The 22,440-nt window shown below is 59.2% G+C and carries 19 protein-coding genes and 4 tRNA genes; 13 read left to right on the top strand and 10 right to left on the bottom strand.

The annotated features are described in order from the left end of the window. Window positions 1-62: 62 nt before the first annotated feature. The 3 genes from ACESQ2_RS13210 to ssuD form a co-directional block, all read right to left on the bottom strand. Window positions 63-1,469, bottom strand: coding sequence for an LLM class flavin-dependent oxidoreductase (locus tag ACESQ2_RS13210; protein WP_368762926.1), 1,407 nt, complete (start codon window positions 1,467-1,469; stop codon window positions 63-65). Between the two features lie 73 nt (window positions 1,470-1,542). Then, window positions 1,543-2,940 carry an FAD/NAD(P)-binding protein gene (locus tag ACESQ2_RS13205; protein WP_373170655.1) on the bottom strand — a complete coding sequence of 466 codons (1,398 nt, stop codon included), beginning with the start codon at window positions 2,938-2,940 and terminating at the stop codon, window positions 1,543-1,545. Window positions 2,941-2,981: 41 nt separating this feature from the next. After that, a complete protein-coding gene (gene ssuD / locus ACESQ2_RS13200; protein WP_014226611.1) occupies window positions 2,982-4,154 on the bottom strand; it encodes an FMNH2-dependent alkanesulfonate monooxygenase in 1,173 nt (390 codons plus the stop codon). A 270-nt stretch (window positions 4,155-4,424) separates the two neighbouring features. On the opposite strand from ssuD, the gene ACESQ2_RS13195 reads away from it, so the two are divergent. Beyond that, the gene (locus tag ACESQ2_RS13195; RefSeq protein ID WP_014226612.1) at window positions 4,425-6,368 is read left to right on the top strand and encodes a sigma-54-dependent Fis family transcriptional regulator; all 1,944 of its coding nucleotides are present in this window, start codon (window positions 4,425-4,427) and stop codon (window positions 6,366-6,368) included. Window positions 6,369-6,477: 109 nt separating this feature from the next. Further along, window positions 6,478-7,233 (top strand): flap endonuclease Xni, encoded by a 756-nt coding sequence (gene xni, locus ACESQ2_RS13190; protein WP_014226613.1) that lies wholly within the window; start codon window positions 6,478-6,480, stop codon window positions 7,231-7,233. A gap of 293 nt (window positions 7,234-7,526) precedes the next feature. Here xni and fucA read toward each other — a convergent pair whose 3' ends face one another. After that, the gene (gene fucA, locus ACESQ2_RS13185; RefSeq protein WP_004853673.1) at window positions 7,527-8,174 is read right to left on the bottom strand and encodes an L-fuculose-phosphate aldolase; all 648 of its coding nucleotides are present in this window, start codon (window positions 8,172-8,174) and stop codon (window positions 7,527-7,529) included. A gap of 560 nt (window positions 8,175-8,734) precedes the next feature. On the opposite strand from fucA, the gene fucP reads away from it, so the two are divergent. From fucP to fucR, 5 genes are all read left to right on the top strand, one after another. Beyond that, the gene (fucP, locus tag ACESQ2_RS13180) at window positions 8,735-10,045 is read left to right on the top strand and encodes an L-fucose:H+ symporter permease (protein WP_025108015.1); all 1,311 of its coding nucleotides are present in this window, start codon (window positions 8,735-8,737) and stop codon (window positions 10,043-10,045) included. A gap of 31 nt (window positions 10,046-10,076) precedes the next feature. Further along, a complete protein-coding gene (gene fucI, locus ACESQ2_RS13175; RefSeq protein ID WP_025108016.1) occupies window positions 10,077-11,852 on the top strand; it encodes an L-fucose isomerase in 1,776 nt (591 codons plus the stop codon). Between the two features lie 102 nt (window positions 11,853-11,954). Then, window positions 11,955-13,373, top strand: a complete 1,419-nt coding sequence (gene fucK, locus ACESQ2_RS13170) for an L-fuculokinase (RefSeq protein ID WP_014839390.1) — start codon at window positions 11,955-11,957, stop codon at window positions 13,371-13,373. A gap of 1 nt (window position 13,374) precedes the next feature. After that, the gene (fucU, locus tag ACESQ2_RS13165) at window positions 13,375-13,797 is read left to right on the top strand and encodes an L-fucose mutarotase (RefSeq protein ID WP_373170652.1); all 423 of its coding nucleotides are present in this window, start codon (window positions 13,375-13,377) and stop codon (window positions 13,795-13,797) included. A 57-nt stretch (window positions 13,798-13,854) separates the two neighbouring features. Next, the gene (fucR, locus tag ACESQ2_RS13160; protein WP_025108018.1) at window positions 13,855-14,565 is read left to right on the top strand and encodes an L-fucose operon activator; all 711 of its coding nucleotides are present in this window, start codon (window positions 13,855-13,857) and stop codon (window positions 14,563-14,565) included. Window positions 14,566-14,773: 208 nt separating this feature from the next. On the opposite strand, the gene rlmM is transcribed toward fucR, so the two are convergent. The 4 genes from rlmM to ACESQ2_RS13140 form a co-directional block, all read right to left on the bottom strand. Further along, window positions 14,774-15,874 (bottom strand): 23S rRNA (cytidine(2498)-2'-O)-methyltransferase RlmM, encoded by a 1,101-nt coding sequence (rlmM, locus tag ACESQ2_RS13155; RefSeq protein ID WP_014226619.1) that lies wholly within the window; start codon window positions 15,872-15,874, stop codon window positions 14,774-14,776. Then, window positions 15,867-16,262: a DUF423 domain-containing protein gene (locus ACESQ2_RS13150; RefSeq protein ID WP_004853688.1), complete on the bottom strand. Its 396-nt coding sequence runs from the start codon at window positions 16,260-16,262 to the stop codon at window positions 15,867-15,869. Before ACESQ2_RS13150 ends, rlmM begins: the two co-directional genes overlap by 8 nt. 19 nt (window positions 16,263-16,281) lie before the next feature. Further along, complete coding sequence (gcvA, locus tag ACESQ2_RS13145; protein WP_004114967.1) at window positions 16,282-17,199, bottom strand: glycine cleavage system transcriptional regulator GcvA; 918 nt, start codon at window positions 17,197-17,199, stop codon at window positions 16,282-16,284. 353 nt (window positions 17,200-17,552) lie between these two features. After that, window positions 17,553-17,777: a YgdI/YgdR family lipoprotein gene (locus ACESQ2_RS13140; protein ID WP_014226620.1), complete on the bottom strand. Its 225-nt coding sequence runs from the start codon at window positions 17,775-17,777 to the stop codon at window positions 17,553-17,555. 198 nt (window positions 17,778-17,975) lie between these two features. Between ACESQ2_RS13140 and csdA the strand changes: the two genes are divergently transcribed. Further along, the gene (gene csdA / locus ACESQ2_RS13135; protein ID WP_049071123.1) at window positions 17,976-19,181 is read left to right on the top strand and encodes a cysteine desulfurase CsdA; all 1,206 of its coding nucleotides are present in this window, start codon (window positions 17,976-17,978) and stop codon (window positions 19,179-19,181) included. Beyond that, a complete protein-coding gene (csdE, locus tag ACESQ2_RS13130) occupies window positions 19,181-19,612 on the top strand; it encodes a cysteine desulfurase sulfur acceptor subunit CsdE (RefSeq protein WP_025108020.1) in 432 nt (143 codons plus the stop codon). The genes csdA and csdE overlap by 1 nt, the downstream gene beginning before the upstream one ends. A 122-nt stretch (window positions 19,613-19,734) precedes the next feature. Here csdE and tcdA read toward each other — a convergent pair whose 3' ends face one another. Together tcdA and mltA are read right to left on the bottom strand one after the other, a co-directional pair. Then, window positions 19,735-20,544: a tRNA cyclic N6-threonylcarbamoyladenosine(37) synthase TcdA gene (gene tcdA / locus ACESQ2_RS13125; RefSeq protein WP_009651598.1), complete on the bottom strand. Its 810-nt coding sequence runs from the start codon at window positions 20,542-20,544 to the stop codon at window positions 19,735-19,737. Window positions 20,545-20,658: 114 nt separating this feature from the next. Beyond that, window positions 20,659-21,756, bottom strand: coding sequence for a murein transglycosylase A (gene mltA, locus ACESQ2_RS13120; protein WP_224384796.1), 1,098 nt, complete (start codon window positions 21,754-21,756; stop codon window positions 20,659-20,661). A gap of 211 nt (window positions 21,757-21,967) precedes the next feature. Here mltA and ACESQ2_RS13115 point away from each other — a divergent pair. The 4 genes from ACESQ2_RS13115 to ACESQ2_RS13100 all read left to right on the top strand — a co-directional run bounded on the left by ACESQ2_RS13115 (window position 21,968) and on the right by ACESQ2_RS13100 (window position 22,410). After that, window positions 21,968-22,044 (top strand) — tRNA-Met (locus ACESQ2_RS13115). A gap of 47 nt (window positions 22,045-22,091) precedes the next feature. Continuing rightward, a tRNA-Met gene (locus ACESQ2_RS13110) sits at window positions 22,092-22,168 on the top strand. Between the two features lie 44 nt (window positions 22,169-22,212). Beyond that, window positions 22,213-22,289: transfer RNA gene (locus ACESQ2_RS13105), tRNA-Met, on the top strand. Window positions 22,290-22,333: 44 nt separating this feature from the next. Beyond that, window positions 22,334-22,410 (top strand) — tRNA-Met (locus ACESQ2_RS13100). Window positions 22,411-22,440: the final 30 nt, after the last annotated feature.

Here is a 22,440-nt window from a genome sequence, read left to right as displayed (position 1 = left end):
GGGAAAAACCTCCCGCCCCACAGTTCAGCCCTCCCCCTTCGGGGAGAGGGGGACCGGCAAAATTAACTCACCTTCTCTTCACTTCCGACCGCAACCTGCGCGCCGTAGCGATAGCCTGCGCCCGGATGCGGCGCAGCCAGCCGCGGGCCGGCGCCGAACAGCTTCTCACGCAGGGTTCCTTCGCGATACTCCTGCTTAAACACGCCGCGCTTTTGCAGCTCCGGGACCAGCAAATCCACCACGTCGCGGAAGGTTTCGTGGGTCACCGCATAGGCGAGGTTAAACCCATCGACGTCGGTCTCTTCGACCCAGGACTGCAGCTCATCGGCGACCGTCTGCGGGCTGCCGACCACCAGCGGCCCGAAGCCGCCGATCCCCGCCCAGTCCGCCAGCTTCTGCACGGTCCACTGGCTGTTCGGATCGGCGGAGGAAAACGCCTCTACCATCGACTGAATCGCGTTGGTATGCAGATACTCCAGCACCTGATCCGGCTGATACTGACCAAGGTCGATGCCGGTCCAGCCGGAGAGCAGCGCCAGCGCCCCTTCGTAGCTGACGTACGGTTTATACTCCTGCCATTTAGCCTGAGCTTCACGGTCGGTTTCGCCGACGATGACCGTCTGCATATTGAAGATCAGGATGCTGCGCGGATCGCGCCCGGCCTCCTCGGCGCGACGGCGAATATCCGCCACCGTCTTTTTCAGCAGCACTTTCGACGGCGCGCCGACAAATACGCACTCCGCGTGGCCGGCGGCGAACTGCTTGCCGCGGCTGGAGGCGCCCGCCTGATAGAGTACCGGCGTACGCTGCGGCGACGGCTCGCAGAGGTGGATCCCCGGCACCGAGAAGAAGTTCCCCTGATGGTTAATCGGGTGAATTTTTCGCGGATCGCTGAAGATCTTACGTTCCCTGTCGCGCAGCACCGCGCCATCCTCCCAGCTCCCCTCCAGCAGCTTATAGACCACCTCCAGATATTCATCGGCATAGTCGTAGCGGGCGTCGTGGTCGGTCTGCGCTTTCTGGCCAATATTACGCGCCCCGCTCTCAAGGTAGGAGGTCACGATATTCCAGCCCACTCGCCCCTTGGTCAGATGGTCGAGGGTTGAAAGACGGCGGGCGAACGGATAGGGATGCTCAAAAGAGAGCGAAGCGGTCAGGCCGAATCCCAGATGCTCCGTCACCAGCGCCATCGGCGTAATCAGCGCCAGCGGATCGTTGACCGGCACCTGCGCCGCCTGGCGGATCGCCGCATCGCCGTTGCCGTTCAGCACATCATAGACGCCCAATACATCGGCGATAAATAGCCCGTCAAACTTGCCCCGCTCCAGCAGACGCGCCAGGTCGACCCAATACTCGAGGTCTTTATACTGCCAGGAGCGGTCGCGCGGATGGGCCCACAGCCCCGGCGACTGATGGCCGACGCAGTTCATATCAAAAGCGTTCAGACGAATTTCACGTTGTGATGACATAGCACTCTCCACGGCGCGCCCCGCTGTCGGGACGCGCGCATAATCATTAAAGGAATCAGGGGATAAAAGGCGTTCAGAACGCCGGACATCGGGCGGATTGTTTGACGCCCAGGGTCCGCAGCGCTTCGTCGGCCACGGCGGCGGCATGGTCGGCCACCTGCGGCAGCCCCATTAATTCTCCGAAATACGCCCGCGCGGCGGGTCCGGAAACCAGCAGATTGGGCGTAATCCGCCCTTCCCGGCCAATCGCCCGCGAGCGGGGATCGACGTCCAGGCCAAGGCCGAACGCATCGGCGCGAATCAGCCCACGCTGGCTCAGCTGACGCAGCAGCGGCTGGCTGTCGGTCAACCCGCCGTGCGCCGGGCCGGTGGTTAAAATAAAGTGGTCAGCGCTCACCCGCAGCGTTTCACCGCGCCGGGGAGCCAGGGTTAGCGCCAGCTTTTGCGCGTCGCCTTCCAGCGCCGTCAGCCTGGCCGCCAGCACCCGCAGGCTGCCGTCGCGCTGGCGCTGCTCAAGGACCCCGGCGACCTGCGGAGCGATACGGTAGCGGTGAACGTCCCAGTAGCTGCGCAAATGACGCAGGAAGCGCTGGCGATCGCCCACCGTCAGCCCCTGCCAGATGCTTTGCCCCTGATTACGCACCGCGTCCAGCACCACCTGCCAGGCCTGTCCCTGCTCCGCCGCGCGCTCGATATCCAGACGGATTTGCCGCAGCCGCTGGCGCAGCGTTCCGCGATCGTATTCGCCAGGCCAGGGTTCACTACTGCCGCTGAGGTTGCTGCGGGACAGCAGCCCGCGGCGTGAAAATGCCGCGATCGGCCCCCGATGGCCCAGACGCGTCAGGGTCGCGACGGTGTCCGCCATCGTCAGGCCGGTGCCCATGACCGCGACGCTCGCTTCCGGGGCGATAGTTGCCAGCGCGCCCGCTCGCCAGGGGTTAGCGATGAGCGCCGGATGCGTTGCGAACGGCGTCGCCAGCAACGGCAGCGAGGGCGGCGGATGGCTGATGGCCAGCACCAGCAGATCGGCCTGCAGCCGACGCCCGCTGTCGGTGACAACTTCACCATGATTAACGCTCAGCGCCTGCTCGCGCAGATGCGTCAGCCGCCCGTCGCTGGCGCGCGCCTCCTCGGCGAAACGCTGGGCAACATAGCGGCCAAACTGACTGCGTTGCGGATAGATCGCGCCGTCTGCCAGCAGGGCATGCGGGTCATCCGCAAAGGCGGGCTGGCTGCGGTACCAGCGATCGAACGCGCCCTCCTCTTCACCGGCGAGCTGCATCCGCGCGGCAGGAACGTTAATCCGATGGCTCGGTTCGGTCGTGGAGTAGGCCACGCCCGCGCCGGGCACCTCGCGCGGCTCCAGCAGCGTGACCCGCACGCCAACCGGCGCCAGGCGCAGGAGATGAATCGCCACCGCCGCACCGCTAAAACCGCCGCCGACAATCACCACGTGCGGTTCAGTTTGCATAGCCCACCGCCTTCACAAATCGGTGTAACATACGCGCCTCCTCAGCTTGCGCTGACCTGTTTCACCGGACGCTTATCGCCGCCGATGGTTTCGCCAAACGGGCCGGTATTGACGCTACGCGCCTTCGGCTGATCGTGGCCTGCCAGCGGCAATAGCGGCATGACCAGGTCAGCGAAACGATGGGCTTCTTCCAGATGCGGGTAGCCGGAGAAGATAAAGTTGGTGATACCGAGCGCCTGATATTCACGAATGCGTTCTGCCACCTGCTGCGGATTGCCGACCAGCGCCGTCCCGGCCCCGCCGCGCACCAGCCCCACGCCCGCCCACAGGTTCGGCGCAATACGCAGATTGTCGCGCGAGCCTTTATGCAGCGAACTCATTCGCGCCTGGCCGGTTGAGTCCATACGGGCAAAAATTTTCTGCGCCTGGGCGATAGTTTCGTCATCAAGGTGTGAAATCAGCCGATCGGCGGCAGCCCACGCCTCCTCTTCGGTTTCGCGAACAATCACATGCAGACGAATCCCGTACTGCAACGTGCGGCCCCGGGCGGCGGCGCGCTCGCGCACTATCGCCAGCTTTTCGGCCACCAGCGCCGGCGGCTCCCCCCAGGTCAGGTAGGTATCGATTTGATCGGCGGCGACGTCGATGGCTTCCTCAGAGGAGCCGCCAAAAAACAGCGGCGGGCCGTTTTCCTGTACCGGCGGAAACAGCACTTCCGCGCCTTCCACGTGGATATGCTCGCCGTGATAATCCACCTTTTCACCTTTCAGCAGGCGCGAGTAGACGTCGAGAAATTCGCGGGTGACCTGATAGCGTTCGCCGTGGCTGAGGAAAATACCGTCGCCTTTGTTCTCCACCGGATCGCCGCCGGTCACCACGTTAATCAGCAGCCGACCGCCCGACAGGCGGTCGAGCGTCGTTGCCATCCTCGCCGCCAGCGTCGGCGGCTGCAGGCCCGGACGAACGGCCACCAGATAGCGCAGGCGGCGGGTCAGCGGCGCCAGCGCCGAGGCCACCAGCCAGGAGTCTTCGCAGCTTTTCCCCGTTGGGATCAGCACGCCGTAGTAGCCGAGGCTATCGGCCGCCAGCGCCACCTGCTGCAGGTAAGGCAAATCAACCGGGCGTCCGCCCTCCGAGGTGCCCAGGTAGCGGCCATCGCCGTGGGTGGGCAGAAACCAGAACACGTTGATTTTATCGTCGGTTTTTTGCGTCATTATCCATTTCCTATATAACCATATCCGATATTTATCGAAGAGTTGTTTTAATTTGGTTATATGAGTGTTAGCGATAATCGTGCCAATGGTGAATACAAAATTAACAACATAAATTCAGTAAGTTACAAAAAACCGAACCTTACGCCGCTGTTGCAAATGCCGCAGCCAATGCGTCCGGACTGCGGCATTTGCAACAGACCGGCGAGTTAGCCCTCTGGTTTCCGTCCCCGGCACAGGATAACTTCAGGACATCAAATACCGGAGGTCACCATGCTGAATCCTGAATTTCCATCCTCTACGCCCGCGCTGATCGACCCGGCGTCAAAAGCGTTTCAGAGCCTGCTGGATAAACTGGCCCCCACCGAGGCGACCGTGCTGATTGTCGGCGAAACCGGCACCGGTAAGGAGGTCGTCGCCCGCTACCTGCATCACCATAGCCCGCGCCGCCACCGGCCGTTTCTGGCCGTCAACTGCGGCGCGCTCAGCGAAAGCCTGGCGGAAGCGGAGCTGTTCGGCCATGAAAAAGGGGCGTTTACCGGCGCGGTACAAGGCCATCCCGGCTGGTTCGAGGCGGCGGAGGGCGGCACCCTGCTGCTCGATGAAATCGGCGAGCTTAGCCTGCCGCTTCAGGTCAAACTGCTGCGCGTTCTGCAGGAGCGCGAAATCACCCGCGTCGGCTCGCGCAAGGCCATTAAGGTGGACGTGCGGGTGATCGCCGCCACCCACGTGGACCTGATGCAGGCCATCCGCGAGCGTCGTTTCCGCGAAGACCTCTACTATCGCCTGAATATCGCCCTCGTCCCGCTGCCGCCGCTGCGCCAGCGTCGCCAGGATATTCCCGTACTGGCGGACCATTTTCTCTCGCTCTACGCCCGCCGCCTGGGCCGCCCGGCTCGTCGTCTGGCCCCGGAGACGCTGGCAAGGCTGATGGAGTACCCCTGGCCGGGCAATATTCGCGAGCTGGAAAACACTCTGCATAACGCGGTATTGCTGAGTAAAGAAGAGGAGATCGGCCCCGCCCAGCTGCGGCTGACGACGCTGAACAATGAGCCCTCGGCGGCGGGCGATAATGAGCTCGACGATTTTATTCGTCGTCAGCTTTCCCTGCCGGGCGAGCCGCTGTGGGAGAGGGTCACCGGGGCGTTGATACGCGGCGCGATGGCCCACAGTGACGATAATCAAAGCCAGGCCGCGGCGCTGCTCGGTATTAGCCGCCACACGCTGCGCACGCAGCTGGCCAATTTTGGCATCATTAAAAGCCGCCGCCGTCAGGAGCCTCTCTTCGGCCCGGCGGTCAACAGCGTCTCTCGCGACCGGGAACTGCGCATCGGCTTCCAGCGCTTCGGCAATCTTGGCATCCTGAAAGCGCGGCAAAGTCTCGAGCAAGCCTTTGCCAGCCGCGGCGTCAGCGTGCTGTGGAGCGAATTCCCCGCCGGGCCGCAGCTGCTGCACGCCCTCGCCTGCGATGAGATCGATTTTGGCACCACCGGCGAAGCGCCGCCGGTTTTCGCTCAGGCGAGTAACGGCGAGCTGGTCTACGTCGCCTGGGAACCGCCCGCTCCGCAAAGCGTGGCGATGGTCGTCCCGCAGCACAGCGACATTCGCACCATTGCCGACCTGCGCGGCAAGCGTATCGCGCTGAATAAGGGCTCTAACGTGCACTGGCTGCTGCTGCATATCCTGGAAGAGGCGGGGCTGGCATTAAACGACGTCAAAGTGGTCTATATTCCGCCGAAATATCCGCTGACCGCCAGCGATTACCTGGCGGTGGACGCCTGGATGATGTGGGATCCGCTGCTCAGCGACGCGGAATATAGCGGCGAATTACGGGTTGTTGCCAGCGGCGAGGGGCGCGTCAATAACCACCAGTTCTACCTGTCGCGCCGCGACTACGCCAGCCGCAATAGCGATATCATGCAGCGCCTGTTAGCCGAGCTGGCGCAGACCGGCCAGTTTATTGACCAGCACCGGGAGCAAGCCGCCGGACTGCTCTCCGCCGAGCTGGGGCTTAACGCCGCCTCTCTGACGCGCGCCTTATCGCGCCGCAGCCATCGTCCGCGGCCGATGGATCTCAACGTGATTCGCGCCCAACAAAGTATCGCCGATCGCTTTTACGCCCTGGGGCTTATCCACAAACCGGTTTCGGTGCGCGAGGCGGTCTGGTACGGCGAAGCCACCAATAGCGATCTCGGCCTGCTGATGCACGTTGATTAGCCGGAAACTGCGAGTCATCTTCCTGATTTCCCTGGCGCCAATAGCCTCATCCGCGCGGCGATGTTACCCTGAAAGGCACTGCAATAAGAGCCTATTTATGAGGATATCCGTGGCCGTTCATCTGTTAATCGTCGACGCACTTAATCTGATTCGCCGCATCCACGCGGTGCAGGGGTCACCCTGCGTCGACACCTGCCTGCATGCCCTTGAACAGCTGGTAGTCCATAGCCAGCCAACCCACGTGGTGGCGGTATTTGATGATGAAGACCGCGGCCACGGCTGGCGACATCAGCGTCTGCCCGATTATAAAGCCGGGCGCGCGCCGATGCCGGAGACCCTCGAAGCGGAAATGCCGGCGCTGCGGGCAGCGTTTGAGCAGCGCGGGTTTCGCTGCTGGGCGCTCAGCGGCAGCGAAGCCGACGATCTTGCCGCGACCCTGGCGGTCAAAGTGGCGCAGGCCGGCCATCAGGCAACCATCGTTTCAACCGACAAAGGCTACTGCCAGCTGCTGTCGCCAACGATCCGCATCCGCGACTATTTTCAGAAGCGCTGGCTTGATGCGCCGTTTATCGCCAAAGAGTTCGGCGTGACGCCGGAACAGCTGCCTGACTACTGGGGGCTGGCGGGCATCAGCAGCTCAAAGGTTCCCGGCGTGGCGGGCATTGGGCCGAAAAGCGCCGCCCAGCTGTTAACCGATTTTCAGGATCTGGAAGGGATCTACGCGCGGCTGGCGGACGTGCCGGAGAAGTGGCGCAAGAAGCTGGAAGAACAGAAAGAGATGGCCTTCACCTGCCGGGACATCGCGCGCCTGCAAACCGATTTACAGCTGGACGGCAACCTCCAGCAGCTGCGGCTGGCCCGGTAGCGCCGGGCCGCGGTGCGCGCGGCTTCCCGGAGGCGATGCTGCGCATCTGTCCGGGCTACCGGATCGCAGACGGTGAGCGCATTCCCCGGGTCGCGGCTTACGCCTTACCCGGGCTACCGCAGACGGCGGAATACCTGTAGCCCGGGCAGGCGCTTGCACCGTCCCAGGGAGCAAAGCACAAAGGGGCAGCCCGTAGCCCGGCTAAGCGCAGCGCAAGCCGGGGAATAACAGCGCCGGGGTATCAGCCCAGCACATCTCCCGGAAGCAGCCGGCAGAAGCCTTCGCTTACGGCATCACTCTTCGATACGCAATCCGTAGGTTTTGAATTTCTCCAGCACGATAGCAATGGCCTCGTCGCCAAGAACCGGCACCGGGTCGGTGATGGCCAGAGTGCTGAGATAAAGCTGCGCCAGCACCTCAACTTCATGCGCCAGCCACAGGGCCTTCTCCAGATTCTCTTCACAAGCGATCAGGCCATGGTGCTGCAGCAGCGTCGCTTTGCGGTTTTTCAGCGCCACGGCCACATGCTCAGACAGCTCGCGGGTACCAAACGTGGCGTAGGGCGCACAGGGGATAGAGTTACCGCCCGCCGCCGCAATCATATAGTGAATGGCGGGAATGGGACGATTGAGGATCGACACCGCCGTAGAGTGAACCGCATGATTATGTACCACCGCGTGAGCATCAGGCCGCGTCTGATAAGCCGCCATATGAAAACGCCACTCGCTGGACGGCAGTTTACCCTGTTCATGCTGACCTTCGGCATCGATATACACAATGTGCGCTTCCGTCAGCTTTTCGTAAGGAATACCCGTTGGCGTGATCAGCATCCCCCCTTGATAACGCACGCTCACGTTACCGGCGGTTCCCTGATTTAACCCCAGGCGGGTCATTTCCAGGCAGGTATCAATAATCTGCCGGGCCAGTCTATTTCGTTCCATTCTTTACCTCTCTTTATGATGCGCAATGCGACAACAGACGGCTCGCCGGAGATGACGCTCCGACGCTGTTGAATAGCTCAAATAATTACTCACCATCATCATCCCGAATAAGCAGAAAGGAATTTACATCCGCCGGTTCTGTGATTCCTCTCACTTATTTCAGTATAAAAACAACCGTTCATTGATTTTTGCTTTCTGAAAAATGCCCGTTCTTACTAATAGATTTAAAAACGGGCATTTTACTGATAGTTTTAACAACTGCCCGTTTTCCACATAATAAAATAAATCGGTCATCGGCCCTGTGGGTTTTACAATTAACTTTCTCAAACGGTCATGTTTTTCTGATTATTAAAGTGATGATAATCACATAAAACCACCGAGTGGATACGAAGTGTGACCGCTATCATATTAAAAGGCTTTTTTAATTTGAAAATGAATTCATGAGTTCACTCCGTGATGTTTATTTCACTGTTGATGTCGTCACAAGAGCTCGCCTGATTTTTGCGGTCTGGTGGGCATAAGCCGGCTGCTGAACACGCTTCTGAACCAATGAGGATGCTATGGGAAACACAACAATACAAACGCAGAGTTTTCGTGCGGTAGAGACAGGGCAAAGCAAGCGCTACATTATTCCCTTCGCCCTGCTGTGCTCGCTGTTTTTTCTTTGGGCGGTCGCAAATAATCTCAACGATATTTTATTACCACAATTTCAACAAGCCTTTACCTTAACTAACTTCCAAGCTGGACTGATTCAATCCGCCTTTTATTTCGGCTATTTTGTCATTCCCATTCCAGCCGGAATTTTGATGAAAAAGTTAAGTTATAAAGCCGGCATTATTACCGGACTGTTCTTATATGCTTTTGGCGCCGCGCTATTCTGGCCCGCCGCTGAGGTTATGAATTACACCTTATTCCTGATTGGCCTGTTTATTATTGCTGCAGGCTTAGGGTGTTTAGAAACCGCGGCAAACCCGTTTGTTACCGTCTTAGGACCAGAAAGCGGCAGTCACTTCCGGCTTAATCTTGCCCAAACGTTTAACTCGTTTGGCGCCATTATTGCGGTGGTTTTTGGGCAAAGTCTCATTTTGTCTAATGTGCCGCATCAATCGCAGGATGTGCTCGATAAAATGGCTCCGGAGCAGCTTAGCGCCTATAAACACAGCCTGGTGCTCTCGGTGCAAACCCCGTATATGATCATCGTCGCGGTTGTCTTACTGGTCGCTCTGTTGATTATGTTGACCAAATTCCCGGCCCTGCAGAGCGACGACCATAGTGACGCCAACCAGAGTTCCTTCTCCGCTTCCCTTGCTCGCCTGGTCCGCGTTCGCCACTGGCGCTGGGCGGTGCTGGCGCAGTTCTGCTACGTCGGCGCGCAAACCGCCTGCTGGAGCTATCTGATTCGCTACGCTATCGAAGAGATCCCCGGCATGACGCCCGGTTTCGCCGCCAACTATCTGACCGGCACGATGGTGTGCTTCTTTATCGGCCGCTTCTCCGGTACCTGGCTCATCAGCCGCTTCGCGCCGCATAAAGTGCTGGCAGCCTATGCCCTGCTCTCGATGATCCTGTGCCTGATTTCCGCTTTCACCGGCGGCCACGTGGGTCTGCTGGCCCTGACGCTGTGCAGCGCCTTTATGTCGATTCAGTATCCGACCATCTTCTCGCTGGGCATCAAAAACCTGGGGCAGGACACCAAATACGGCTCCTCTTTTATCGTCATGACCATTATTGGCGGCGGGATTGTCACCCCGGTGATGGGCTTTGTCAGCGACGCCGCCGGCAACATCCCCACCGCGGAGCTGGTCCCGGCGCTGTGCTTTGCCGTCATCTTCATCTTTGCCCGTTTCCGTTCGCAAACGGCAGCTAACTAAACATTTATCCGAATAACGTGAGGAATCTGGAATGAAAAAAATCAGCTTACCGAAAATTGGCATCCGCCCGGTGATTGATGGACGCCGCATGGGGGTGCGCGAGTCGCTGGAAGAGCAAACCATGAATATGGCGAAAGCCACCGCCGCGCTGATCGCGGAAAAACTGCGTCACGCCTGCGGCGCGCAGATTGAGTGCGTCATCGCCGACAGCTGCATTGCGGGCATGGCGGAATCCGCCGCCTGCGAGGAGAAATTCAGCAGCCAGAACGTCGGCGTCACCATTACCGTGACTCCGTGCTGGTGCTACGGCAGCGAAACTATCGATATGGACCCGCTGCGGCCAAAAGCCATCTGGGGCTTTAACGGCACCGAGCGCCCCGGCGCGGTTTACCTGGCGGCAGCGCTGGCGGCCCACAGTCAGAAGGGTATTCCGGCGTTCTCCATTTATGGTCACGACGTGCAGGACGCCGACGACACCTCCATTCCGCCGGATGTCGAAGAAAAACTGCTGCGCTTTGCCCGCGCCGGCTTAGCGGTGGCCAGCATGAAGGGCAAAAGCTATCTTTCCGTCGGCGGCGTGTCGATGGGGATCGCCGGCTCTATCGTCGATCACAACTTCTTCGAGTCCTGGCTCGGTATGAAAGTGCAGGCGGTGGACATGACCGAACTGCGCCGCCGCATCGACCAGAAAATCTATGATGAAAGCGAGCTGGAAATGGCGCTGGCGTGGGCGGATAAAAACTTCCGCTACGGCGAAGACCAGAACGCGCAGCAGTATAAGCGCAACGCCGAACAGAGCCGCGCGGTGCTGAAAGAGAGCCTGCTGATGGCGATGTGCATCCGCGATATGATGCAGGGCAACAAGAAGCTGGCGGAAAAAGGGCTGGTCGAAGAGTCGCTGGGCTACAACGCCATCGCCGCGGGCTTCCAGGGCCAGCGCCACTGGACCGATCAATACCCTAACGGCGATACCGCCGAAGCGCTGCTCAATAGCTCGTTCGACTGGAACGGCGTACGCGAACCCTTCGTCGTCGCCACGGAAAACGACAGCCTCAACGGCGTGGCGATGCTGATGGGCCACCAGCTGACCGGCACCGCCCAGGTGTTTGCCGACGTGCGCACCTACTGGTCGCCGGACGCGGTTAAACGCGTCACCGGCCAACCGCTCACCGGACTGGCGGAACACGGCATTATCCACTTGATTAACTCCGGTTCAGCGGCGCTGGACGGCGCCTGCAAACAGCGCGATGCGGAAGGCAAGCCAACCATGAAGCCGCACTGGGAAATCAGCCAGCAGGAGGCCGACGCCTGCCTCGCGGCCACCGAATGGTGCCCGGCGATTCATGAATATTTCCGCGGCGGCGGCTTCTCCTCCCGCTTCCTGACCGAAGGCGGCGTGCCGTTCACCATGACCCGCGTAAATATCATCAAAGGCCTCGGCCCGGTACTGCAGATTGCCGAAGGCTGGAGCGTAGAGCTACCGAAAGCGATGCATGACCAGCTGGATGCCCGCACCAACTCCACCTGGCCCACCACCTGGTTTGCGCCGCGCCTGACCGGTAAAGGCCCGTTCTCCGACGTCTACTCGGTGATGGCGAACTGGGGCGCTAACCACGGCGTGCTGACCATCGGCCACGTTGGCGCCGACTTTATCACCCTGGCGTCGATGCTGCGGATCCCGGTGTGCATGCATAACGTAGAAGAGGCGAAAATCTACCGCCCCTCCAGCTGGTCTGCGCACGGGATGGATAGCGAAGGCCAGGATTACCGCGCCTGCCAGAACTACGGCCCGCTGTATAAACGTTAAAAATGCCTGATGGCGCTGCGCTTATCCGGCCTACGGATGATACCGTCCCGTAGGCCGGATAAGGCGTTTACGCCGCCATCCGGCAACGTCTCGGGAGAGATTATGAAGAATGAAGTCATCCTGGTCCTCGACTGCGGCGCCACTAACGTACGGGCGATTGCCGTTGACCGCCAGGGGAACATTATCGCCCGCGCCGCAACGGCCAACGCCAGCGATATCGCCGTGGAGAACAGCGCCTGGCACCAGTGGTCGCTGGAGGCGATCCTGCAACGCTTCGCCGAATGCTGTCGGCAAATTGCCGACCCGCTCTCATCCTGCACGGTTCGCGGCATCACGGTCACCACCTTCGGCGTCGACGGCGCGCTGGTGGATGAACAGGGCAAGCTGCTCTATCCGGTCATCAGCTGGAAATGTCCGCGTACCGCGTCGGTGATGGACAATATCGGCCGCTTTATGCCCGCGCAGCAGCTCCAGCAGATCTCCGGCGTCGGCGCATTTGGTTTCAACACTCTGTATAAGCTGATATGGCTGAAAGAGAACCACCCGCAGCTGCTGGAGCAGGCCCACGCCTGGCTGTTCATCTCCTCGCTTCTCAACCAGCGTCTGACCGGGGAATTCACGACCGATATCACCATGGCGGGCACCAGCCAGATGCTGGATATCCACCAGCGGGATTTCAGCGCGCAGATTCTGCAGGCCACGGGGCTGCCGCGCCGCCTGTTTCCCCGGCTCGTTGAAGCGGGCCAGCAGATTGGCACGCTGCGGAGCGATGCCGCGAAAATGCTGGGTTTAGCCGTCGGCATTCCGGTTATCTCCGCCGGGCACGACACCCAGTTCGCGCTGTTTGGCGCGGGCGCGGAGCAGGATGAACCGGTGCTGTCGTCCGGCACCTGGGAAATTCTGATGGTGCGCAGCGCCCAGGTAGACACGTCGCTGCTCAGCCACTATGCGGGCTCCACCTGCGAGCTGGATTGTCAGCCGGGACGCTATAACCCCGGCATGCAGTGGCTGGCCTCCGGCGTGCTGGAATGGATACGCCAGCTGCTGTGGACGCCTGAGACGCCGTGGCAAACGTTGATTGAAGAGGCCCGGGCCCTCCCCCGCGGCGCTCAGAAGGTGAAGATGCAGTGCGACCTGCTATCCAGCCCAACCGCAGGCTGGCAGGGCATAACGCTGAATACCACCCGCGGTCATTTCTACCTCGCCGCGCTGGAAGGATTAGCCGAACAGCTGGCGCACAATCTGCAAACGCTGCAGCAAATCGGCCACTTCAAAGCCCGCGAGCTGCTGCTGGTCGGCGGCGGCAGCCGCAACGCGCTGTGGAATCAGATCAAAGCCAACAGGCTGGAGATCCCCATTAAAGTACTCGATGACGCCGAAACCACCGTCGCCGGCGCCGCCATGTTTGGCTGGTATGGCGTCGGTGAATTCAGCAGCCCGGAGCAGGCCAGAGCGCAGGTGAGCTACCGGTATCGTTACTTTTACCCGCAAACCGAACCCGAACTGATTGAGGGAGTATGAGATGCTAAAAACGATTTCCCCGTTGATTTCCCCGGACCTCCTCAAAGTGCTGGCGGAAATGGGGCATGGCGATGAGATTATTTTTTCCGATGCCCACTTCCCGGCCCACAGCATGGGCCCACAGGTCATTCGCGCCGACGGCCTGCGGGTGAGCGACCTGCTGCAGGCGATTATTCCGCTGTTTGAGTTAGACAGCTACGCTCCGCCGCTGGTGATGATGGCCGCCGTGGACGGCGACGTCCTCGACCCTCAGGTAGAAACGCGCTATCGCGAGGCGCTTTCCGGCCCCGCGCCCTGCCCGGAGATCGCCCGCATCGACCGCTTTGCTTTCTACGAGCGGGCGCAAAAAGCCTTTGCGATCGTTATCACAGGTGAGCGCGCTAAGTACGGGAATATTCTTTTAAAAAAAGGAGTAACGCCGTAATCTCATGCCGGAGCGCCCGTCTGATGCGGGCGCTCAGCGAACGCCAGGGTGAGAAAAATGAAAGCGGCACGACAGCAAGCGATACTAGACCTGCTCATTAACCATAACAGCCTGACCACCGAAGCCTTATCGCTACAGCTTAACGTCAGCAGAGAAACCATTCGCCGCGATCTCAGCGAGCTCCAGTCCCAGGGGAAAGTGCTGCGTAACCACGGTCGGGCAAAAGTCATTCACCGGCAAAGTCGTGACAGCGGCGACCCTTTTCATATCCGTCTGAAAAGCCACTACGCGCACAAAGCGGACATCGCCCGCGAGGCGCTTGCGTGGATAGAAGAGGGGATGGTTATTGCCCTTGATGCCAGTTCCACCTGCTGGTATCTGGCCCGCCAGCTGCCGGATATCAACCTTCACGTCTTTACCAACAGCCAGCCGATTTGCCAGGAGCTCAGCAAGCGAGAGAATATTCAGCTCACCTGCTCCGGGGGTACGCTCCAGCGAAAATACGGCTGCTACGTCAGCGCGTCGCTTATCTCACAACTCAAAGCGCTGGAGATCGACCTGTTCATTTTTTCCTGCGAGGGCATCGACAGCGACGGCGCGCTCTGGGACTCAAATACGGTGAACGCCGAGTTCAAATCGCTGCTGCTTAAGCGAGCGTCGCAATCGTTATTGTTGATTGATAAGAGCAAATTTAATCGTTCAGGGGAGGCGCGGATCGGCCATCTGGATGATGTGACGCATATCGTTTCGGACGTGTCGCAGTCGTAACGGCTATTGCAGCGCCGGATAGCGGCTTAGAGCCTATCCCAATAGGCGTTATTGGTGCAGTCAGTTTGAACACGGACAGCGCGGAAGAACCGGAGCGTACACGTAGTACGTGAGGATTCTGAGCACTGCCCAGGTTCAAAATGGCAAACAAAATAGCCCTAATGGGATAGGCTCTTAGTGCCCTATCCGGCCTACAAAAGCGGCTAAACTAGCGTTCGTCGCGGCGACCGCCGACGGCAGCCCACAGGCGGCGAACGTGCACCGTCACCTCTTCGCGATCGTGATATAGCTGGCGCGCCTGGATTTGCGCGTTGATGCCGTGCTCGTCCAGCTGTTCCTGAATATAGGCCAGGTTGCGCGACAGCTCTTCGTAGCGTTTTTTCATCGGCAGCTTCAGGTTAAAGATGGTTTCCCGGCACCAGCCGTTCACCAGCCACTGGGCCATCAGCGCCGCCACTTTCGCCGGTTTCTCCACCATATCGCACACCATCCACGAAATGTTGTTGCGCGTCGGGCGATACTTGAAGCCATCTTCACGCAGCCAGGTCACCTGGCCGGTATCCATCAGGCTTTGCGCCATCGGACCGTTATCCACCGAGGAGACCCACATATTGCGTTTCACCAACTGATAGGTCCAGCCGCCGGGACAGGCGCCGAGATCCACCGCGTACATACCGTTCGCCAGACGCTCATCCCACTCATCCGCCGGAATAAAGACGTGAAACGCCTCCTCCAGCTTAAGGGTCGAACGGCTCGGCGCATCGGACGGGAACTTAAGGCGCGGAATGCCCATATAGAACGGCGAGTTGTTGTTAGACAACGAGTAACCGGTATAGCAGCAGCCGGGGGCGATAAAGAACACGTGGACCACCGGACGCTTTGGCGTTTCATAGTTGGTCAGCACGCCCGCTTCTCGCAGCGCCGCGCGCAGCGGTACCGTAAACTTGCGGCAGAACTTCATCAGCTCTTTGCTTTCGTTGGTATCGGCGACCTCTACGCGCAGCTCGCCGCCCTTCTCCACCACGCCCTGCAGCATACCGACGATCGGGGAAATCCGGTCTTCCGGCGGCAGGTCGCGCAGCAGTTCGCCAACCACAAACATCTGGCGGGCAAACACCAGCGAGCTGAACGGCAGTTCGCGCACCAGCTTTTCGCCATCTTCGGCCTGGTAGCACTCAAAAATCACATAGCCGGAGTCGTCTTTGACCCGGGCAAAACCAAACACCTCAAGGCGCGAGGCCTTATCGGTAATTTCTGCTGCGCACTCTTTCTCAAACCCAGGGCGACAATAGAGGACAACTTTATTCATGAACAACGCCCTTACGTTTCAGACGAATTGCACCAATTAACATTAATATCCAACCGGCAAGGAAGCAGACGCCCCCAACCGGCGTAACGAACGCCCACAGGCGTAAATGCGAGAGCGCCAGACAGTAGAGGCTGCCGCTAAAAAGAACGGTACCGAGCGCCATAAAGACGCTGCTCCAGTAAAACCAGATGCTGATGCGGCGCTGCATCGCCACCGCCAGGCCAAAAATAGCCAGCGTATGGAATGCCTGATACTGCAGGCCGGTGTGGATCCAGCCCATTTCCGCAACGCCCATGGTTTTACTCAAAACGTGCGCGCCAAAAGCGCCCAAAGCCACAAAGATAAAACCGCTTATCGCGGCGAAAATCAGCATAAAACGGCTGGTCATGTGTTTACCCTACGATGATTTATTGTTCATAACGAAAGCGAAATTTTTCTTGTTCATTAGCCGCTTTTGCCAGAATCCACTGGCGGAAGGCGGCTATTTTACCCAGTTCTGCCTGACTGTCATGACAAACGAGATAAAACGCATTCTTACTGACCAGAACATCATTAAACGGGCAGACCAAACGGCCCGCCTCAATCTCGGACTGCGCCATTACATTGTTGGCCAGCGCGACCCCCTGTCCATGGATTGCCGCCTGCAGCACCATTGCGCTGTGGCTAAATATAGGTCCCTGTTGAACATTAATATGGTTTAGACCTAACTGGCGGGTATAAGTTTGCCAGTCGCGGCGGGAAGCATCGTGCAACAGGGTATGTTGCGCCAGATCGGCAGGCGTTTTCAACGCTTTATCGCCGGTGAGCAACAGCGGTGAGCACACCGGGAGCAGATATTCGGCGTACAGCTTTTCCACCCGCAGCCCCGGCCAGTTGCCGCGGCCGTAAAAAATCGCCACGTCGACATCGTCGGCCAGCTTATCCTCCTGACGGTCCACGGCCTGGATCCTGACGTCGATTCCCGGATAAGCTGAGTTAAAGCTTGTGAGCCTTGGCACCAGCCACTGAATGGCAAAACTGGGGAGCATACTGACGGTTAAGGCCCCTTTTGCGCTTCGGGCCTGAAGCTTGCGGGTCGCTTCGGTGAGCTGCGAAAAAATCTCTTTGATATCCTGAAAATAGCTCTGCCCCTCCTCCGTCAAAAGAAGAGAACGATTGCGTCGACGGAACAGCTTGAGGCCGAGGAAATCCTCCAGGGACTTGATTTGGTGGCTGACTGCGGCCTGCGTCACAAAAAGCTCATCGGCGGCGCGAGTGAAGCTAAGATGGCGGGCGGCTGCATCAAAAACACGTAATGCATTCAGAGGTGGCAAACGCTTGGACATAGTTATTCTGGCTTAGATGTTAAGGCAATTTAACAAATAGGAAACAATAGTTAACCTATTAGTTTTTTTTATCTGAGCTATTATAATTTGTCCGTTGAGCTTCTACCAGCAAATACCTATAGTGGCGGCACTTCCTGAGCCGGAACGAAGAGCTTTTTTTGGAATGCGTGTTCCAACAAGCTTTTGGCTTACGGTTGTGATGTTGTGTTGTTGTGTTTGCAATTGGTCCGGGTTTGCGGACCATGGTAGCTCAGCTACCCCTTTTCACTTCCTGTACATTTACCCTGTCTGTCCATAGTGATTTAATGTAGCACCGCACTGCGCGGTGCTTTTTTTTGCCTGCTATACCGAAATCACTTATCCAGCTCGCCCAGCTGTTTTACGTCAGAACGGTTGATCTGCTGCTTGTTACCCCAGGCATCTTTGTACGAAATCATGCCAGTATCATTATCCGTTTGCGGTTTGCCGTCGGTCACGATGGTGCGCCCATCGTTGGTATGCATCACGTAGTTGGAGGAGCAGGCGCTCAGGCCAAAGGTCAGCACACAGGCAGAAATAATTGCGGCAGTCTTATTCATTTTCATCTTTCTCTCCTTTCGACTATTTATACTGTTTATGATTCGTTCTGTACCAGGTTAAAACGCAAACCCAACACTATTCAGCATAACTATCTTTTACCCACCCGAAGTCATATTCAGAAAATTCCAGTCGTTAGCAGAAACCTTGTATCACCCGCCGATTTGCGCGACGATCCTGATATCGATACGAGGAATCTCATGAACGCATTCAACCCCGTCCAATTTCGCGCCCAGTTCCCGGCGCTGGCCGACGCCGGCGTCTATCTTGATAGCGCCGCGACAACCCTCAAACCGCTGGCGGTCATTGAGGCCAGCGACCAGTTCTATCGCCTTAGCGCCGGTAACGTCCACCGCAGCCAGTTCGCCACCGCCCGTCAGCTAACCGAACGCTATGAAAACGCGCGCGAACGGGTGGCAACGCTGCTCAACGCCCCTTCCGGCCAGGATATCGTCTGGACGCGCGGCACCACCGAAGCCATTAATATGGTGGCGCAGAGCTACGTGCGCCCGCGCCTGAAACCCGGCGATGAGATTATCGTCAGCGAAGCAGAGCATCACGCCAACCTGGTGCCGTGGTTAATGGTTGCCGGGCAAACCGGCGCGCGGGTGGTGAAGCTGCCGCTGGCGGGCAACCGCCTGCCGGACGTGGCGGCGCTTGGCGCGCTTATCACGCCGCGCAGCCGGGTGCTGGCGATTGGCCAGATGTCCAACGTCACCGGCGGCTGCCCGGATCTGGCGCTGGCAATACGCCAGGCCCGCGCTGCCGGGATGGTGGTGATGGTCGACGGCGCGCAGGGGGCGGTGCATTTCCCGGCGGACGTCCAGGCGCTGGATATCGACTTTTATGCTTTTTCAGGCCATAAGCTCTACGGGCCGACCGGCATCGGCGCGCTGTATGGCAAAAGCGAACGGCTGGCGGAGATGTCGCCGTGGCTCGGCGGCGGAAAAATGATTACCGAAGTCACCTTCGATGGCTTCAAAACCCAGCCCGCCCCCTGGCGCTTCGAGGCGGGAACGCCCAATATCGCCGGGGTGATCGGCCTGAGCGCGGCGCTGGAGTGGCTGGAGGAGACGGACATCGCGCAGGCGGAAAACTGGAGCCGCGGCCTGTCGACGCTGGCGGAAGACGAGCTGGCGAAACGTCCGGGCTTCCGCTCCTTCCGCTGCCAGGACGCCAGCCTGCTGGCGTTTGATTTTGACGGCGTTCACCATAGCGATATGGTGACGCTGCTGGCGGAGTCGGGGATCGCGCTGCGCGCCGGTCAGCACTGCGCCCAGCCGCTGCTGGCGGCGCTTGGCGTCAGCGGCACGCTACGGGCCTCCTTCGCGCCTTATAACACGCAAGACGATGTCTACGCGCTGGTGCACGCCGTGGACCGCGCTCTGGAAATACTGGTGGATTAATGACGACTTCTCACCCTTTTGGTACCCGCATCACCGAGGCATCTCTACGGCAGACCTTTACCCCGCTCAGCCAGTGGGAAGATAAATACCGCCAGCTGATTTTACTGGGTAAGCAGCTTCCCGCGCTGCCGGACGACCTGAAAGCGCGAGCCAAAGAGATTGCCGGTTGTGAAAACCGCGTCTGGCTGGGGCACGTCGTTGACGCCGAGGGCAAGCTGCATTTCTTCGGCGATAGCGAAGGCCGCATCGTGCGCGGCATGCTGGCGGTGCTGTTGACCGCCATAGAAGGCAAAAGCGCCGCTGAGCTGCTGGCGCAGGATCCGCTGGCGCTATTTGATGCGCTGGGGCTGCGCGGCCAGCTGAGCGCCTCGCGCAGTCAGGGGCTCAGCGCCCTGAGCGAAGCGGTGCTCGCCGCCGCCCGCGAGGTTTAAGCGCATCCCGGGGGCGGCGCTTGACGCGCCTTGCCCGGGCTACGGGTTCGTGCGGTTTTGTCGCCCGGACAGGTGCGCAGTTTTGTAGCCCGGGTAAGGCGCCTGCGCCGCGACCCGGGAATTTACGCCGTCTGCCGCTCCGCCTTCGCCAGCATTTTCTTCAGCGCGTGGGAGACGGCGACAAAACCAAAGGTCGCGGTCACCATCGTCGCGGCGCCAAAGCCGGATGCGCAGTCCATTCGCTTCGGCCCCTCAGCGGTGCTTTTCATCGCACAAACGCTGCCGTCCGCCTGCGGATAAACCAGCGCTTCGGTGGAAAACACGCAATCCACGCCGAGCTTACCTTTGCTGTTCTTCACCACCCCAAACTGGCTCTTCAAACGCTCACGCAGCTTTGCCGCCAGCGGATCCTGGATGGTTTTCGCCAGATCGGCGACCTGAATTTGCGTCGGATCAATTTGCCCGCCCGCGCCGCCGGTGGTCACCAGCGGAACCTTATGGCGACGACAGTAAGCGATTAGCGCCGCTTTCGGGCGCACGCTGTCGATGGCGTCAATCACGTAGCTAAAGCCAACGCCAAGATACTCGGCGACGTTTTCCGGGGTAACAAAATCGTCCACCACCGTGACCCGGCACTCGGGGTTGATCAGGCGAATACGCTCCGCCATCACCTCGGCTTTCGCCAGGCCAACGTTGCCGCCAAGGGCGTGGATCTGGCGATTGGTGTTGGTCACGCAGACATCATCCATATCGATCAGGGTAATCGCGCCAATTCCGGTTCTCGCCAGCGCTTCCGCCGCCCATGAGCCTACGCCGCCGATGCCGACTACGCAGACGTGCGCGTCGGCAAAACATTGCAGCGCCTTTTCACCATATAAACGCGCCGTGCCGCCAAAACGCTGGCGCCAGGCATCGCTGATTACAACAGACATAAAACCTCAGAATTAGTGGACATTCCCGGGTCGCAGCGCAAGCGCCTTACCCGGGCGACAAAATCAGCCGTAGCCCCGGTAAGCGCAGCGCGACCGGGGAAAAGAACCGGCGTACTAGCCGCTAAAGACGTTGCCCGCACCCGGAGCGTTTTTCAGCACCCATACGCGGCCGTAGTGGTTATACCAACCGGCACGATGCCCGGCATCCGGGCCAATGCCCTGGTAAATATCGAAGTGCTGGCCTTTAATCGCCCCGCCAACATCGAGAGCCACCATTAAACGCAGCTCGTACTGGCCGTTAAACTTGCCGTTATTATCCAGCAGCGGCACCTCCGCCAGCAGCGTGGTACCGGCAGGAACAATGGAACGGTCGGAAGCCACCGATGCGCGGCCAATCAGCGGCACCGCGCTGGCGCCTTTCACCGGCGCAAAAGACTGCGGTTTAAAGAAGACGAACGACGAGTTCTGCTCCAGCAGCTCGCGCACTTCCGCCTCGCTGTGCTTTTCGCCCCATTCGCGGATCGCCTGCATCGACATATCTTCGCGCTTCACTTCGCCGCGGTCGATCAGCACTTTACCGATGCTGTAGTACGGCCAGCCGTTTTTCCCGGCATAGCTGAAGAAGTTCAGCGGCGAGCCGTCGCCAAAATCAATGTAGCCGCTGCCCTGCACGTCCATGATAAAGTTATCCATCAGCGAGTTGCTGTAGGCCAGAATGTAGTTGTCGCTCAGGGCCCCGGCGTAGATGCTGGCGCGGGACGGCAGCTTGCCGCGCTTCGGCGGCATCCGGTAAATCGGGTACTGGAACTCGCCCTGGCGAGTATGGCGCGCCTGCACCACCGGCGTGTAGTAGCCGGTAAACTGGACGTTACCGTAGTTATCCGTCCCCTGCATCTGCCAGGCGTCGATACCAAACTGGCTCAGCGTGCGGGTGTCGCCGCCGGAACGCAGCCACTCCTGAATCGCATTGTAGACGTTGCTCTGGCTGGTGTAGAGGCGCGGAGAGGCGCTACGAATCTGTCTCACCTGCTCGGAGAAATCGCCGGCGTTGATCGGCGAGCCGACCGCATCAGGTTGGTTAACCAATGAAAACGGCTGGGTGAGTTTACCTTCATTATACTGCTGACCGCGATCGGTCGGTTTTGAGGAACAGGCGGCCAGCATTGCCAGCATCGCGCCTGTTACTGCGTATTTTGCCCAACGTCCTTTCATGGTATCTCTTCTTTATGCTGCTAAGCCCGGGTGCGTGATGAAGATAACAAACCCCCAGGGCTAATGAAATGCGCTTAGGCACCGCAAAGGCAGTTTTGCGCAAAAAATAGGCTGGAAGTGATTCTATATGCACCATTTTTTACAAAATTGATGATTTCTGCCAAAAAGGGTTGCATCAAAACGTTAGCGGAGTATAGTGCGCTTCCACGGACGCGGGGTGGAGCAGCCTGGTAGCTCGTCGGGCTCATAACCCGAAGGTCGTCAGTTCAAATCTGGCCCCCGCAACCAATTAAAATCAGAGAAGTAACGTTACTCGATGGAAGAGTAATGACGGACGCGGGGTGGAGCAGCCTGGTAGCTCGTCGGGCTCATAACCCGAAGGTCGTCGGTTCAAATCCGGCCCCCGCAACCAATTAAAATCTGATGCAAGTTTACTCGATGAAGAGTAAAGACGGACGCGGGGTGGAGCAGCCTGGTAGCTCGTCGGGCTCATAACCCGAAGGTCGTCGGTTCAAATCCGGCCCCCGCAACCAATTAAAATCTGATGCAAGTTTACTCGATGAAGAGTAAAGACGGACGCGGGGTGGAGCAGCCTGGTAGCTCGTCGGGCTCATAACCCGAAGGTCGTCGGTTCAAATCCGGCCCCCGCAACCAACATCATAAACACCCTCAAGGGTGTTTTTT

It is taken from the genome of Klebsiella sp. Q11 (assembly GCF_964241505.1).
Taxonomy (GTDB): domain Bacteria; phylum Pseudomonadota; class Gammaproteobacteria; order Enterobacterales; family Enterobacteriaceae; genus Klebsiella; species Klebsiella michiganensis.
The sequence above is the reverse complement of the archived record's forward strand: the minus strand, read 5'-3'. Positions and strand labels throughout refer to the sequence as shown.